The organism is Streptomyces sp. NBC_01237, from assembly GCF_035917275.1.
GTDB lineage: Bacteria > Actinomycetota > Actinomycetes > Streptomycetales > Streptomycetaceae > Streptomyces.
This window is the reverse complement of the sequence record NZ_CP108508.1, coordinates 3,372,683-3,387,063: the sequence shown is the minus strand read 5'-3', so window position 1 is coordinate 3,387,063 and position 14,381 is coordinate 3,372,683. Positions and strand designations below refer to the sequence as shown.

Annotated in this window: 11 protein-coding genes; 9 read left to right on the top strand and 2 right to left on the bottom strand. The window is 72.4% G+C overall.

Annotated elements, in window-relative coordinates; genetic code table 11:
- Positions 1–6: 6 nt before the first annotated feature.
- The gene (locus tag OG251_RS14840) at positions 7–507 is read right to left on the bottom strand and encodes a cysteine dioxygenase (protein WP_326677618.1); all 501 of its coding nucleotides are present in this window, start codon (positions 505–507) and stop codon (positions 7–9) included.
- 681 nt (positions 508–1,188) lie between these two features.
- On the opposite strand from OG251_RS14840, the gene OG251_RS14835 reads away from it, so the two are divergent.
- The 3 genes from OG251_RS14835 to OG251_RS14825 all read left to right on the top strand — a co-directional run bounded on the left by OG251_RS14835 (position 1,189) and on the right by OG251_RS14825 (position 7,330).
- Positions 1,189–1,452, top strand: a complete 264-nt coding sequence (locus OG251_RS14835) for a WhiB family transcriptional regulator (RefSeq protein WP_014046372.1) — start codon at positions 1,189–1,191, stop codon at positions 1,450–1,452.
- A gap of 392 nt (positions 1,453–1,844) precedes the next feature.
- Positions 1,845–5,774 (top strand): glycosyltransferase, encoded by a 3,930-nt coding sequence (locus OG251_RS14830; RefSeq protein WP_326677617.1) that lies wholly within the window; start codon positions 1,845–1,847, stop codon positions 5,772–5,774.
- Entirely contained in the window at positions 5,771–7,330 is a 1,560-nt protein-coding gene (locus OG251_RS14825) for a DUF5719 family protein (RefSeq protein ID WP_326677616.1), read from the top strand. The genes OG251_RS14830 and OG251_RS14825 overlap by 4 nt, the downstream gene beginning before the upstream one ends.
- Positions 7,331–7,437: 107 nt before the next feature.
- Here the strand turns inward: OG251_RS14825 and OG251_RS14820 are convergent, their stop codons facing one another.
- A complete protein-coding gene (locus OG251_RS14820; RefSeq protein ID WP_073726446.1) occupies positions 7,438–7,866 on the bottom strand; it encodes a metallopeptidase family protein in 429 nt (142 codons plus the stop codon).
- A gap of 270 nt (positions 7,867–8,136) precedes the next feature.
- On the opposite strand from OG251_RS14820, the gene OG251_RS14815 reads away from it, so the two are divergent.
- The 6 genes from OG251_RS14815 to OG251_RS14790 all read left to right on the top strand — a co-directional run bounded on the left by OG251_RS14815 (position 8,137) and on the right by OG251_RS14790 (position 14,161).
- On the top strand, positions 8,137–8,565 hold the full coding sequence (locus tag OG251_RS14815) for a DUF3499 domain-containing protein (protein WP_326681266.1): 429 nt from the start codon (positions 8,137–8,139) through the stop codon (positions 8,563–8,565).
- 57 nt (positions 8,566–8,622) lie between these two features.
- Complete coding sequence (locus OG251_RS14810; RefSeq protein WP_326677615.1) at positions 8,623–9,993, top strand: phosphomannomutase/phosphoglucomutase; 1,371 nt, start codon at positions 8,623–8,625, stop codon at positions 9,991–9,993.
- A gap of 357 nt (positions 9,994–10,350) precedes the next feature.
- Positions 10,351–10,533, top strand: a complete 183-nt coding sequence (locus OG251_RS14805; RefSeq protein WP_030927015.1) for a Trm112 family protein — start codon at positions 10,351–10,353, stop codon at positions 10,531–10,533.
- 110 nt (positions 10,534–10,643) lie between these two features.
- The gene (locus tag OG251_RS14800; protein ID WP_326677614.1) at positions 10,644–11,780 is read left to right on the top strand and encodes an SIS domain-containing protein; all 1,137 of its coding nucleotides are present in this window, start codon (positions 10,644–10,646) and stop codon (positions 11,778–11,780) included.
- Between the two features lie 128 nt (positions 11,781–11,908).
- Complete coding sequence (manA, locus tag OG251_RS14795; protein WP_326677613.1) at positions 11,909–13,087, top strand: mannose-6-phosphate isomerase, class I; 1,179 nt, start codon at positions 11,909–11,911, stop codon at positions 13,085–13,087.
- Between the two features lie 87 nt (positions 13,088–13,174).
- Positions 13,175–14,161, top strand: coding sequence for a cation diffusion facilitator family transporter (locus OG251_RS14790; RefSeq protein ID WP_326677612.1), 987 nt, complete (start codon positions 13,175–13,177; stop codon positions 14,159–14,161).
- Positions 14,162–14,381: the final 220 nt, after the last annotated feature.

Here is a 14,381-nt window from a genome sequence, read left to right as displayed (position 1 = left end):
AGTTTGTCAGGCGGGTACGACATTCACGGCCGCCGGGGCGCATTGGGCGGCGTGCATCGGCATCTCGGTCAGACCCGGGTAGTAGATGTGCAGACTTACGGCCGGTTCGAGCGAGTCGTTGACCGCTTCGTGGACGTAGCCGGAGGCGAAGACCCGCTGCGCGCCGGCGCCCAGGGCCCGGGTTCCCCGGTCGGTGTGCTCGGTCAACTCGCCTTCCAGGACGGTCAGTACACCGGAGGACGGGCCGTGGTCGTGGCGCCCGCTGCCCTGGCCGGGAACCCAGCTGAGCAACCACACCTCGTAGCCGGGACCCGTGCGCAGCCGGTGGTACCAGCGGGTGGACGTGTCGAAGCGGACGAGCGGCGCCCACTGCGCGCGGTCGGCGGCGATCGAACGGGCGAGTCCGGCGAACTCGGCCACGGTGGAGGGGTGTTCGCGGGCCGGCTGAAGAAGGTGCTGGACCTCAAGGATGTCGCCGGCGATCTGAAGGTCGCTGTCGCTGTTCATGGCTGCGGTGGTTCCTCGGCATGGGGGGTCACGTGGCGGGGAGTCGCGATGTGCGGGGGACGGCTCCGGAGAGCCGTCGGGAAGAACGGAAGAGGGGAGAGAAGGGCTGGATCAGAGCTGGAGCGCTACGGCATCAACAGCTGTGACAGCTGGAACAGCAACAGCGGGCCTGGACAGCGGTGCGGAACCCACGGACGTGGGTGGCGTACATCGCTGCGGTCGCTGGCATGGAGTCAAGGAGACCGGCTCGATCGTCCTCTGTCAACCCATTGACCGGTTTGGGGGACAATGTTTCACCTCTTCCGGTTACTAGGGGTGGAGAAAGGTTTGTGCACCTGTCGTGGCGGAGATGTGGCGCATCAACCGCACTCCCAAACGCCGTTGAGATCTCGTGACCTGACTGTGATCTTGGTCGCTTCAGTGATCGAATCGCAACATCAAGGACGTCCTGTTCGTCTCACCTGATGAGGAGGTGCGCGACAGGGCCTGTGGCACATGTCAGGTTTTTGGTGATTTCAACACTTTCTGCATAGGCTTGGTTCCGCAGAGTGAATACCTGGGCCAATAGCAGATCCTCGCTTGACTGGCCCGGAGCTACACACTTGTAATTTCACTCGTGTCGTTCGGCCGCAATCAGTAACGGCCGCATCACGGGACGCAAGAGACAGACGAGGGGCGCACATGACCGAGCTGTTCCAGCAACTGCTGGTCGAGGACGCGGACGAGGAACTCGGCTGGCAGGAGCGCGCACTGTGCGCCCAGACCGATCCCGAGTCCTTCTTTCCCGAGAAGGGCGGATCCACCCGCGAGGCCAAGAAGGTCTGTCTCGCCTGTGAAGTCCGTTCGGAATGCCTTGAGTACGCCCTCGCCAACGACGAACGTTTCGGTATCTGGGGCGGACTCTCCGAGCGGGAGCGAAGGCGCCTCAAGAAGGCCGCCATCTGAGGCCGCGACCGATCCGGGAGTTGACCGCTCACCGGACGCACTTACCGGACGCACCGACCGGACGCGCCCACCCCGGCGGACCGTTCGGGCGGGCCGGCGGCGCGAGCGTTCGGGACGGCCGGGCTCCGGACCACCGCCCGACCCGCCGCAGCATCACCGCTCGACCCCGGCCGTGCCGATGGCCCGTCCTCCGAACCCTCCCGCAGGGTCCGGGCGGCGGGCCATCGGCATGTCCGCCCCCGTTCCACCGCTCGGCGCCGCCCCCACCCACCCGTACCGTTAGTGTGGGGCCCCGTCCGAGACGCGCCAACGCCCCGCCGGGGCGCGCGTGTACACCGATGCAGCCCCCGGGGGGACGCCCCCCGGCACCCGGCCGGAGGGCCCGTACCTCGATGTCCGTGCACAGCCACTCGGCGGCGCCGAACGCGGCCGCCGCCGCCCCAGAGTTCCCCCGGCATGTCGTCACCGCCGTGCTCGTCTCCCACGACGGCGCACGCTGGCTGCCCGACGCGCTCGCCGGGCTGCTCGGGCAGGAACGCCCCGTACAGAACGTCGTCGCCGCCGACACCGGCAGCGCCGACGAATCCGCCCGGCTGGTCACCGAGGCGCTCGGCGACGAACGCGTCCTGCACCTCGCGCGCCGTACGAGCTTCGGCACCGCCGTCGACGAGGCGGCCCGCACGGCCGGCGTCCTCACCCCCGACGACCTGCCCTACCTCAAGCGCCCCAGCGGCTGGGACCCGGTCACCCGGACCTGGCGGGACGACGCCTACGACCTGCCGGAACTGCCGCACGGCGAACCGGTCCAGTGGCTCTGGCTGCTGCACGACGACTGCGCACCCGAGCCCGACGCGCTCGCCGCGATGCTGCGCGTCGTCGACACCGACCGGCACGCCGCGATCGTCGGACCCAAACTGCGTGGCTGGTACGACCGCAAGCAGCTCCTCGAAGTCGGCGTCTCCATCGCCAACAGCGGGCGCCGCTGGACCGGCCTGGACCGCCGCGAGCAGGACCAGGGCCAGCACGACCAGGTCCGCACCGTGCTCTCCGTCTCCTCCGCGGGCATGCTGATCCGCCGCGACGTGTGGGAGGAGCTCGGCGGCTTCGACCGCAGGCTCCCGCTGATGCGCGACGACGTGGACCTCTGCTGGCGCGCCCACATGGCGGGACACCGGGTGCTCGTCGCACCGGACGCCGTCCTGCGGCATGCCGAGGCATCCGCCAGGGAACGCCGCCCCATCGACTGCGCGGGCCGCTCCGTCTCCAGCCCGCACCGCGTCGACAAGGCGGGCGCGGTCTACACGATGCTCGTCAACGCCGCTGGCAAGGCGCTGCCCTGGGTCCTGCTCAGGCTCGTCGTCGGCACCCTGCTGCGTACCCTCGCCTACCTGGTCGGCAAGGTGCCCGGCCAGGCGCTCGACGAGGTCGCCGGACTCTTCGGCACCCTGCTGCGCCCCGGCCGGATCATCGCCGCCCGCCGAAGCCGCGGCAAGGGCGGGACGGCCCCCGCCGAACTGCGCGCGCTCTTCCCGCCGCCCGGCGCCACCGTCCGCGCCACCGTCGAACAGGTCGCGGGCAACTTCGGCGGCGGCTCCGACGCCGACTCCGGCGGTTCACGGCACGGCGCCGTCGAATCCGGACCGGGCGGGGACGACGCCGACTTCATGGAGGTCGACCAGTTCGCCCGGCTCAAGCGGGTCGGCCGCAAACCGGGCCCCGTGCTCTTCGCGCTGCTCCTCCTCGTCTCGCTCATCGCCTGCCGAAGCCTGCTGAGCGGTGGGGCACTGGCCGGCGGCGCACTGCTGCCCGCACCCGGTGACGTCTCCGAACTCTGGGGACGGTACGCGGACGGCTGGCACCCGATCGGTACCGGCGGGACCCAGGGCGCACCGCCGTACCTGGCCCTGATCTCCGCCCTGTCCGCGCTGTTCCTCGGATCCACCGGCTTCGCGCTCACCCTGCTGCTGGTCTGCTCGGTGCCGCTCGCCGGCCTCACCGCGTACTTCGCCTCCCGGCCGCTGCTCGAATCACGGCTCCTGAGGGCCTGGGCGAGCATCGCGTACGCCTTCCTGCCCGCCGCGACCGGAGCGCTGGCGACCGGCCGCCTCGGCACCGCCGTACTGGCCGTCCTGCTCCCGCTGATCGCCCGTGCGGCCGTCGCCGCACACGGACTGCGCGCGGCCCCCGGCACGGGAACCGGGAACGGCACACCGCGCGGCAGCTGGCGGGCCACCTGGGCCTACGCCCTGCTGCTCACCTTCACGATGGCGTTCACGCCCGTCGTCTGGCCGCTCGCCGCGGTCCTCGGCCTCGGAGTGCTGGCCCTGCGCCGGAACGACATCACGGCGTACGGGCTCCGCTTCCTCGCCGCGATCGGTACCCCGCTGCTGATCCTCGCCCCCTGGTCCCTGTCCCTGCTGACCAGCCCCTCCGGCTTCCTGAAGGAGGCGGGGCTGGAACTCGGCTCGGGCACGGCCTCCGCGCTCGACCTGCTCGGGATCAGCCCCGGCGGCCCCAAGGCCGCGGGCGGCGTCCTGCTCCTGGGCATCGTGCTGGCGGCGCTGGCCGCGCTGCTGCGCGGGGAGCGGCAGTTCGCGATCCGTACCGCCTGGGCCGTGGCGCTCGTCGCCCTGCTCTTCGCGGGGATCACCAACGGTTCCAGCTGGGCCGGACCGGCCACCCTCGTCTACGGCGTCGCGCTGATCGCCGCCGCCCTCCTCGGCGCCGACGGCGCCCGGGTGCGGGTAGCCGCGCTCAGCTTCGGCTGGCGCCAGCCCGTCGCCGCCCTGATCGCGCTGGCCGCCGCCGCGGCCCCCGTACTGGCCGCCTTCGGCTGGATGATCGGCGGCGCCGACGGACCCCTGGAGCGGCGCGACCCGGTCCAGGTGCCCGCGTTCGTCGCCGAGGAGAGCACCACCCGCGACCAGCCGCGCACCCTGGTGCTCGGCGGTACGTCGCCGGAATCCGTCGACTACACCCTGGCCCGCGGCTCGGGTGCCCGGCTCGGCGACGCCGAGCTGACGGAGTCGGGCGACGGCAACAGCCACCTCGACAAGGTCGTCGCCAATCTGGTCGCGGGCTCCGGCGCCGACCAGGGCGGCCAGCTGAGCGGCTTCGCGATCCGCTACGTCCTCGTCCGGGACGGGGCACCGCGGCAGATGAGCCGGGTGCTCGACTCGACCCCGGGCCTGAGCCGGCTCAGCCAGCTGGACGGCAGCGCCCTGTGGCGCGTGGACCGTCAGGTCGCCCGGGTCATGATCGTCCCGTCCGGCGAGGGCGAGCGGCTGCCCGTCGGCTCGCTGGCAGTGGAGGCGCACTCCGAGATCCCCTCGGGCGGCGCGGGACGTGTGCTGAGGATCGCCGACGCGGCCGACCCCGGCTGGCAGGCCACGCTCGACGGGAAGCCGCTGACCCGCAGGACCGTCGACGGCTGGGCCCAGGGCTTCGAGCTCCCCGCCGACGGCGGCCGGCTGGACCTCACGTACGACACCCCGATCACGCACACCGCGTGGATCTGGGCACAGGCGGCGCTCGCCGTCGTCCTGGTGGTCCTCGCCCTGCCGGGCCGCCGCCGGGAGATCGACGACGACCTGCCCGAGGAAGCCGTCGCCGTCGCGGCGGAGCCGATCGAGGGCGAGGGACGCCGCGCCCGCAGGCTGCGCGCGGCCGCGGAGGCCGAGGCGGAGACGGCGGAGACCGGTCAGGACGGCGGGACGGGCCCGGTCGGCCCGGACGGCCGGGCTGTGCCGGTGGAACCGGAGGCGCCGGGTCCGCCCGCGACGCCGGTCGCACCCGAGCCGCCGGGGATGCCGGGGGAGTACATCCCCGCGCAGCAGACCGCCGACCCGTACGCCGCCGACCCGTACGCCGCGTCCCCGGACGGGCAGGCCGCCTACGCCCAGCAGGCGGACACCGGGAGCTACGCGCCCGTGCCGCCGCAGCAGCAGTACGGGGAGTGGGACGGGCAGCAACAGCAGCAGTACCAGGGCGCCGACTACCCGCGGTACCCGTACCAGGCGGACCCGTACCAGCAACAGCAGAACGCCGCGTACGACCCGTACCAGCAGCAGAACACGGCCTACCCGCAGTACGAGGGTCAGGGGCAGGTCCCGTACGCGGAGCAGCCGCAGGCGTACCAGGAGCCGGGCGACCCCAACGGGCACACCGGCCACCCCCAGTACCCCGACAGCACGGGCCACAACCAGTACGGCGACCCCGGCCAGTACCCCGATCCCGGCCAGTACAACGAGCACGTCGACAACCCGGCCCCGGGCGAGACCCCGTGGCAGACCGGTAACGCATCGCGAGGCGAGTCCGAGTGAAGTCCACCCATCTGTCCCTCATCGCGGGCACCGTCGCCCTCGCCGCCGTCACCGGGTTCGCCGCGCTCACCGCGCCCGGCGAGGGGGACGCGGCGGAGGCGAAGCCCGCGTCCCGGCTGCCCGTCGAACGCTCCAGCCTGCTCTGCCCGGCGCCCAGCGGCTCCGATCTCGCGGACACGCTGTACACGTCCTTCACCCCGGCGGGGAAGGGAGCCGCCGGGGCGGGAACCGCCGAACTGAAGCCGTCCGTGCCGCTCGTGGACGACGAGGCGGACGGGGACGACGCGGCGGCCGAGAAGGACCCGAAGAAGATCAAGAAGGCCGAAGAGGCCGCGAAGAAGGCGAAGGAGAAGGCCGAGAAGCCGGTCGTCACCGTCAAGGAGCCCGGCAAACCGGTCACCGCCGAGGCATCGGGCTCCGACGCCCCCGCCCTGGTCGGTACCGCCCACGGCCGGACGGCCCCCGGCTGGACCGCCCAGCAGACCACCACGGTCGCCGCCGGGGACGCCCGGGGCCTGCTCGGGGTCAGCTGCACCGCCCCGGACACGGACTTCTGGTTCCCCGCGGTGAGCACCGCGAAGTCCCGGCAGGACTACATCCACCTCACCAACCCGGACGACAGCGCCGCCGTCGCCGACATCGAGCTGTACGGCCCCGAGGGCGCGCTCAAGTCCGATGTCGGCGAGGGCATCACGGTCCCGCCGCGGTCGACCGTGGCGATGCTGGTCACCACCCTGACCAGCGAGGCCGCAGACAGTGTGACCGCCCATGTCACCACCCGCACCGGACGGGTCGGAGCCGTCGTCGGCGTCGCGGACGACAAGGCGGGCAGCGACTGGCTGCCGGCCGCCGCCGACCCCAAGGGCACCCTCGTCATGCCCGGCATCCCGGCCGACGCCACCTCCGTACAGCTGGTCGCCTTCGCCCCCGGCGAGGACGACGCGGACGTGAAGGTGCAGCTGCTGGGCAAGACCGCGGCGTTCGCCCCGGCCGGGAACGACACCCTGCACATCAAGTCGGGGATGACCGCGAGTGTCGACCTGAAGGACGTGACCCGGGGCGAGCCGGGGTCCCTTCGGCTGACGCCCGTCCAGAGCAGCCGGGCCACTCCGATCGTGGCCGCGTTGCGCGTGGTGCGCGGCACCGGCGCCAAGCAGGAGATCGCCTTCATCCCGGCGACCGGCCCGGTGGGCGAGCGGGCGAGCGTCGCCGACAACCGGGCGAAGGGCTCGACGCTCTCCCTGTCGGCACCGGGTGCGACGGCGAAGGTCAAGGTCACCGCCTCGGCGGGCAGCGAGGGCGGTGAACAGGTCGTCAAGACGTACACGGTCAAGGGCGGTACGACCCTCGCCGTCGACCCGCCGGTGCCGTCCGGGCTCAAGGGCGGCTACGCGCTGACGGTCGAGACGGAATCGGGCGGCCCGGTGCACGCCGCCCGCACGCTCGCCCTCCCTGAGGGCGGGGTGGCGATGTTCACGGTGCAGACGCTGCCGGACGACAGGGGAACGGTGGTCGTTCCGTCGGCGAAGCAGGACCTGTCGGTCCTGTCCGACTGAGGCACGCGGACGTTCACACGCTCCGGGGCGCGGGGACGTTCACACCTTCACGGGCGGGGCACCGGGCTCCGCCCGTGAAGGCTTTCCCTGCCCCCGGTACGGGCGGCTCACTCCTGCCCGTACCGGGGGTCGACCGACTCGGGAGCCAGCCCCAGCAGTTCCGCGACCTGCTCCACGACGACCTCGTGCACCAGCAGGGCACGTTCGTCGCGGCTCTTGGTACGGATCTCGACGGGGCGCCGGTAGACCACGATCTGCGCGGGCTGCCCCTTGGAGGCGGACAGCGCACTGCCCAGCGGCACGGTCTCCTCCGGCGTCCCGGGCACGTCGAGGACCACGAAGTCCACCTCGGCCAGCTGCGGCCATCGGCGCTCCAGCCGCTCCACGGAGTCCTGGACGAGATCGCGGAACGTCTCGCCCCGGCTGGCGGACAGGGGGACCTGGGGCGGGGCGACGGGCCCGCGCATGCCGCGGCCATGACGGTCACGACGGCGGGGCCGCGGTTCGGACGCGTGGGGAGGTACGGGACTGTCCATCACCGACGCAGCGTAGCCCTCACCGGGGTGCGCCGCCGGTGATCGTGTCGCGGCCCGGCCACCTGTCCGCGGTTGAGTATTCCGGCCAAGGTTGAGCCCGTTTCAGGCCCCGAACCCTCCCTGCGGCCCCGCGCCCGACGCCGGCTCCCGCTCCCCGGGACGAACCGGGGCTTCCGGTCATAGCACGCGCTTTCCCGCCCCTGCCCAGGTCAGGGCGGTCACCCGGAAGTACGCCGTGCCCGAGGTCATGGCGCGACACGGTGGGGTGACCTGAAGGGGAGTCGTCGCAGCCCGCTCAAGAGTGCGGTACCGTCCAACATCGTGAGCCCTGTACGTCGCTGTTCGCGCACCGCGTGCGGCCGCCCTGCCGTCGCGACACTGACGTACGTCTATGCCGACTCGACTGCGGTCCTCGGCCCGCTCGCCACCTACGCCGAGCCCCACTGTTACGACCTCTGCGCCGAACACAGTGAGCGGCTCACCGCGCCACGCGGCTGGGAGGTGGTGCGGCTCTCCGACGGCTCCGCCCCCTCGCAACCCAGCGGCGACGATCTCGAAGCGCTCGCCAACGCCGTACGCGAAGCGGCCCGGCCGACCGACCGCGGACCCGGCGGCGGGGGCCGGGGCCCGCGCTCCGCCGATCCGGTCGAGGTCGCACGCCGCGGCCACCTGCGCGTGCTGCGTTCCCCGGACTCCTGACGCATCGGCCCGCCGGGTAGTTTGGGCGTTCCGCCCAAACCCCCAGGAGGACCGGCCGTGGTTGCTGATCTGTCGCAGCTCGTGAAGGCGTACGACGTGCGCGGAGTGGTGCCCGATCAGTGGGACGAGCCGTTGGCCGAGCTGTTCGGTGCGGCGTTCGTCCAGGTCACGTCGGCGGACGCGATCGTGATCGGCCATGACATGCGGCCGTCGTCGCCGGGCCTTGCCGGGGCTTTCGCCCGTGGCGCGACGGCCCGTGGCGCCGACGTCACGCTGATCGGCCTCTGCTCGACGGACCAGCTGTACTACGCCTCGGGGGCGCTGGACCTGCCGGGGGCGATGTTCACGGCTTCGCACAACCCGGCGCGGTACAACGGCATCAAGATGTGCCGGGCCGGAGCCGCACCCGTCGGCCAGGACACCGGGCTGACCGAGATCCGCACCCTGGTCGAACAGTGGTCGGAACACGGGGCCCCGCAGACCCCCGCGACCACGACCCCCGGAACGGTCACCGAACGCGACACCCTGACCGATTACGCCGCACACCTGCTGGGCCTGGTCGAACTCGACCGGATCAGGCCCCTGAAGGTCGTCGTGGACGCGGGCAACGGCATGGGCGGCCACACGGTCCCGACGGTCTTCGCGGGTCTGCCGCTCGACCTCGTACCCATGTACTTCGAGCTGGACGGCACCTTCCCGAACCACGAGGCCAATCCCCTCGACCCGAAGAACATCGTCGACCTCCAGGCACGCGTCCTGGCCGAGGGCGCCGACCTCGGCCTCGCCTTCGACGGGGACGCGGACCGCTGCTTCGTGGTCGACGAGCGCGGCGCAGGTGTCTCACCGTCCGCGATCACGGCCCTGGTGGCAGCCCGCGAACTGGCCCGCAACGGAGGCCGGGGCACCGTGATCCACAACCTGATCACCTCCTGGTCGGTCCCGGAAGTGATCCGCGAGAACGGCGGAACCCCCGTCCGTACCCGAGTGGGCCACTCCTTCATCAAGGCGGAGATGGCCCGGCACGGCGCGATCTTCGGCGGCGAGCACTCCGCGCACTACTACTTCCGGGACTTCTGGAACGCCGATACGGGCATGCTCGCCGCCCTCCACGTCCTGGCCGCCCTGGGCGGCCAGCCGGGCCCGCTCTCCGAACTGGTCGCCCAGTACGACCGGTACGCGGGCTCCGGCGAGATCAACTCCACGGTCGACGACCAGCAGGGCCGCCTCGCCGCGATCAAGGCGGCCTACGGCAACCGCGACGACGTCACATTCGACGAACTCGACGGCCTCACGGCAACGTCCACCGACTGGTGGTTCAACCTCCGCGCGTCCAACACGGAACCGCTCCTGCGCCTGAACGTCGAGGCAAGGGACGAAGAGACGATGACGGCGGTACGGGACGAGGTCCTGTCGGTGGTCCGCGGCTAGCCCCACCCCAACCCGGGCTCGCCACCCAACCCCAGCCCGCGCTCGCCCCGGCCCCCGGCCATCCCCAACCCGTCCGGCGTTTGAGGACACCGAGCCCCGGGGGCCGGCGCCCCCACTCCCAGCCCCTCCGGCGTTTGAGGAGCGGGGTCCGGGGCGGCGCCCCGGTTTCGGGAAGGGGCGGGTAGGGGACAAGCCCGCCGCAGGCGCCCCACCCGCACCCCACCCACCCCCCGGCCACACCGCCCCCGCACTCCGCCCCCGCCCCGGCCGCGCCCCCGCCACCCCAGCGGTAGGCTGACGACGCCTGATCCACGCGAACCCGAACCGCTCGTTCGAACGCTCGAAGGGACCCACCCCATGCCGCTCGAAGCCGGCCTTCTGGAGATCCTCGCCTGCCCGGCCTGTCACTCCCCGCTCGACGACCGGTCGGCAGCGGACAGCCCGGAGCTGGTCTGCACCGGCACGGACTGCGGCCTTGCCTACCCGGTACGGGACGGCATCCCGGTCCTGCTCGTCGACGAGGCCCGCCGCCCCGCCTGACAGCGAGCGACGCGCGTACACGGCGCGGGCGGGCGACGAACACCGCCGTACCCCGCACCCGTACCGCGTACCCGCACCCGCACCCGCACGGTGATCGGAGGCCCACCGCCATGCTCGACGAGTCGCTGCTCGACGCCCCGGAAGACCTGGCCCGAGCCGACCGCCGCGGTCTGCTCCGGGGCGCCGCCGAGGCCGGTGCCCGCGTCCGTACCGCCGCCCGGCACGCCGCCGAGGCCGGCATCGGCAACCTGAACCCGGAGGGCCGGCCCCGCGCCGTCCTCGTCGCCGGCCCCGGCACCGCCGCGTCCGGCGTCGCCGACCTCATCGGCGCACTGGCGGGGGCCGCCGCACCCGTCGCACGGATCCACCCCTCCGGCGTCGCCCCCGCCGCCGGCGCCCTGCGCTGGACGCTCCCCGGCTGGGCCGGATCCGTGGACCTGCTGCTCATCGCCACGGCCGACGGTTCCGAACCGGGCCTCGCCCTGCTCGCCGAACAGGCGTACCGCCGCGGCTGCACCGTGGTCGCCGTGGCCCCCACCCGCTCCCCCCTGAGCGAAGCGGTCGACGGGGCCCACGGTCTCGTCGTGCCGATGGCGGCCGCCCCGCACGGCGAGTACGACGCGGAGACCTCGGCCGCCGGACCGGGGACCCTGTGGGCGCTGCTCACCCCGCTGCTGGCGCTCCTGGACCGGGTGGGGCTGGTGACCGCGCCGCCCGAGGACCTCCAGAAGGTGGCCGACCGCCTGGACCGCACCGCCGAACGCTGCGGCCCGGCCATCGCCACGTACAGCAATCCGGCGAAGACCCTCGCCGCCGAGCTCGCCGACATGCTGCCGCTCGTATGGACGGAGGGCGACGCCGCAGGCCCCGTCGGGCGCCGTTTCGCCGCCGTACTGTCCGAACTCGCGGGCCGCCCGGCCCTCGCCGCCGAACTTCCCGAGGCGCTGCCCTCGCACGGCGCGCTGCTGGCCGGGGACTTCGCCGCCGGGGCCGATCCCGACGACTTCTTCCGTGACCGCGTCAGCGAGCGGGAGCCCCTGAGGGCCAGGGTCGTCCTGCTCCGGGACCGGCCCACGGGCGGCCTGAGCGCCTACCCGGCGGCACGCGAACTGGCACTCGGCCATGACACGGCCATCAGCGAACTCGAACCGGACGAGGGCAGCGCGCTCGAAGCCCTCGCCGAACTTCTCGCCGTCACGGACTTCGCCGCGGTCTACCTGTCACTGGCTTCGGCCCCCCGCCCCTGACGCGCGCCCGTACAGACCGCCGCCACGCCGCCTCCACACCCAGCTCCCCACACCTCGCTCCCCACAGCCCCCGCTTCCCTCTCCCACCCCTCCCCTCCGCACCCGCGCATCTCCTGAGGACGAATCCCATGGACCGGCTGTCCAACACCGTGCGCCCCTACGCCTGGGGTTCCACCACGGCCATCCCCGCCCTGCTCGGCATCGCTCCCACCGGCGAGCCGCAGGCCGAGATGTGGATGGGCGCCCACCCGGGAGCCCCTTCCCGCATCACCCGCCCCACCGGTACCGGTAGCGGCACCACCGCACCCCTCACCGATGTCATCGCGGCCGACCCCGAACGCGAACTGGGACCGGCCACCGTAGCCAAGTTCGGCCCCCGCCTCCCCTTCCTGCTCAAGCTGCTCGCGGCAGGAGCCCCCCTCTCCCTCCAGGTCCACCCCGACCTGGAACAGGCCAGAAGGGGGTACGCCGACGAGGAGAGCCGGAACGTCCCGATCGACGCCCCCCACCGCACGTACAAGGACGCCAACCACAAGCCCGAACTGCTCTGCGCGCTCACCCCCTTCGACGGGCTGTGCGGCTTCCGCGGACCCACCGAGACGGCCGACGCGATGGAGTCACTGGGGGTCGACGCCCTCAAGCCGTACGTGGACCTGCTCCGCGCCAGTCCCGAAGAGGCGGCCCTGCGCGAGGTCCTCACGGCGATCCTCACCGCAGACCCGGTGGAGATGGCGGAGACCGTCACCGAGGCGGCGGCCGCCTGCGACCGGCTCGGCGGCGCCCACGCCCCGTACGCCCGGATCGCGCACCACTTCCCCGGCGACCCGGGCGTCATCGCGGCGATGCTCCTGAACTACGTACGGCTTCAGCCGGGCGAGGCCCTGTTCCTCGGCGCGGGGGTCCCGCACGCCTACCTCAGTGGGCTGGGCGTCGAGATCATGGCCAACTCGGACAACGTGCTGCGCTGCGGACTCACCCCCAAGCACGTCGACGTCCCCGAACTCCTGCGCATCGTCCGCTTCGAAGCGACCGACCCCGGAGTGCTGCGCCCCGAGGCGTCCCCCTCCGGCGAGGAGCCGTACGAGACCCCCGTCGACGAGTTCCGGCTGTCGCGCTACGACCTCGCCGCAGGCGCCGCACCCGTCGAGCTGACGGTCGCCACCCCGCAGATCCTGCTCTGCACGGCAGGTGCCCCGACGGTGGGGGACCTCGGTCTCGCTCCCGGGGAGTCGGTCTTCGTCCCGGCGGGAGAAACGGTGCAAGCGTCCGGAACCGGGACACTCTTCCGTGCCACCGTGGTGGCCTGACGCACCGTCCGCACCACCGACTGCAACAATGTGCGGCCGTACCGCGGCCGTCCGTGCCGCGCACCGAGGAAGGGACACCACGCACTCATGAGCGCGTCAGGCGGAACCAAGGCGATCGTGGCAGCGCTAGCCGCCAACCTCGCGATCGCAGTGGCCAAATTCGTGGCGTTCCTCTTCAGTGGCTCGTCGTCGATGCTCGCGGAGAGCGTCCACTCGCTCGCCGACTCCGGCAACCAGGGCCTGCTGCTGCTCGGCGGCAAGAAGGCCCAGCGCGAGGCCACTCCCCAACACCCCTTCGGGTACGGGCGCGAGCGCTACATCTACGCCTTCCTCGTCTCCATCGTCCTCTTCTCGGTCGGTGGCATGTTCGCGGTCTACGAGGGCTACGAGAAGATCAAGCACCCTCACGAGATCGAGGCGTGGTACTGGCCGGTCGGCGTGCTGATCTTCGCGATCATCGCCGAGAGCTTCTCCTTCCGTACGGCGATCAAGGAGTCCAACCAGACCCGGGGCACGCGCTCCTGGACGGAGTTCGTCCGCCGGGCCAAGGCCCCCGAGCTCCCGGTCGTCCTCCTTGAGGACCTCGGCGCGCTCGTCGGTCTGGTCCTGGCCCTGGCCGGCGTCGGCCTGGCCCTCGGCACCGGCAACGGCGTCTGGGACGGCATCGGCACCCTCTGCATCGGCATCCTGCTGATCGTCATCGCGATCGTCCTCGCCGCCGAGACGAAGTCCCTGCTGCTCGGCGAGTCCGCGGGCATCGAAGAGGTCGAGAAGATCAAGGCCGCCGTGGTCGACGGCGACACCGTCACCGGCATCATCCACATGCGTACGCTCCACCTCGGCCCCGAAGAACTGCTGGTCGCCGCCAAGATCGCGGTCCAGCACGACGACACCGCGGTCGAGGTCGCCAACGCCATCAACGCCGCCGAGATCCGGATCCGCGATGCCGTCCCGATCGCCCGGGTCATCTACCTGGAGCCGGACATCTTCAGCGAAGCCGCCGCGGCGGCCGGTACCAACCCGGGCAAGGCCCCCGGCGGCGGCGGTCCGGCCCCGGCGGATTCCGGCCACTGAACCACTGAGGATCAGCCCCTGACGGCCCGGTGATCGCCCCCGCACTTGAACGGACTGGGGCTCACTGGGCCGTTCGGTGTAGATTCGTGGGAGAGACAGACGTCGCTGCTGATGGCGGTTGATCGGTCCGCATCCACTGCGGACCGGCCGAGGGACAGAGGGCCTCCGACGGACTGCACTGCCGAACGCTCGGGCATTCGTGTGCCCGGCCGACGCAGAG

Excerpts from the sequence above, each read along its gene's own strand:
- OG251_RS14840 (WP_326677618.1), bottom strand. The coding sequence starts at position 507 with ATGAACAGCGACAGCGACCTTCAGATCGCCGGCGACATCCTTGAGGTC.
- OG251_RS14835 (WP_014046372.1), top strand. The coding sequence starts at position 1,189 with ATGACCGAGCTGTTCCAGCAACTGCTGGTCGAGGACGCGGACGAGGAA.
- OG251_RS14830 (WP_326677617.1), top strand. The coding sequence starts at position 1,845 with ATGTCCGTGCACAGCCACTCGGCGGCGCCGAACGCGGCCGCCGCCGCC.
- OG251_RS14820 (WP_073726446.1), bottom strand. The coding sequence starts at position 7,866 with ATGGACAGTCCCGTACCTCCCCACGCGTCCGAACCGCGGCCCCGCCGT.
- OG251_RS14805 (WP_030927015.1), top strand. The coding sequence starts at position 10,351 with ATGCCGCTCGAAGCCGGCCTTCTGGAGATCCTCGCCTGCCCGGCCTGT.
- OG251_RS14800 (WP_326677614.1), top strand. The coding sequence starts at position 10,644 with ATGCTCGACGAGTCGCTGCTCGACGCCCCGGAAGACCTGGCCCGAGCC.
- manA (WP_326677613.1), top strand. The coding sequence starts at position 11,909 with ATGGACCGGCTGTCCAACACCGTGCGCCCCTACGCCTGGGGTTCCACC.
- OG251_RS14790 (WP_326677612.1), top strand. The coding sequence starts at position 13,175 with ATGAGCGCGTCAGGCGGAACCAAGGCGATCGTGGCAGCGCTAGCCGCC.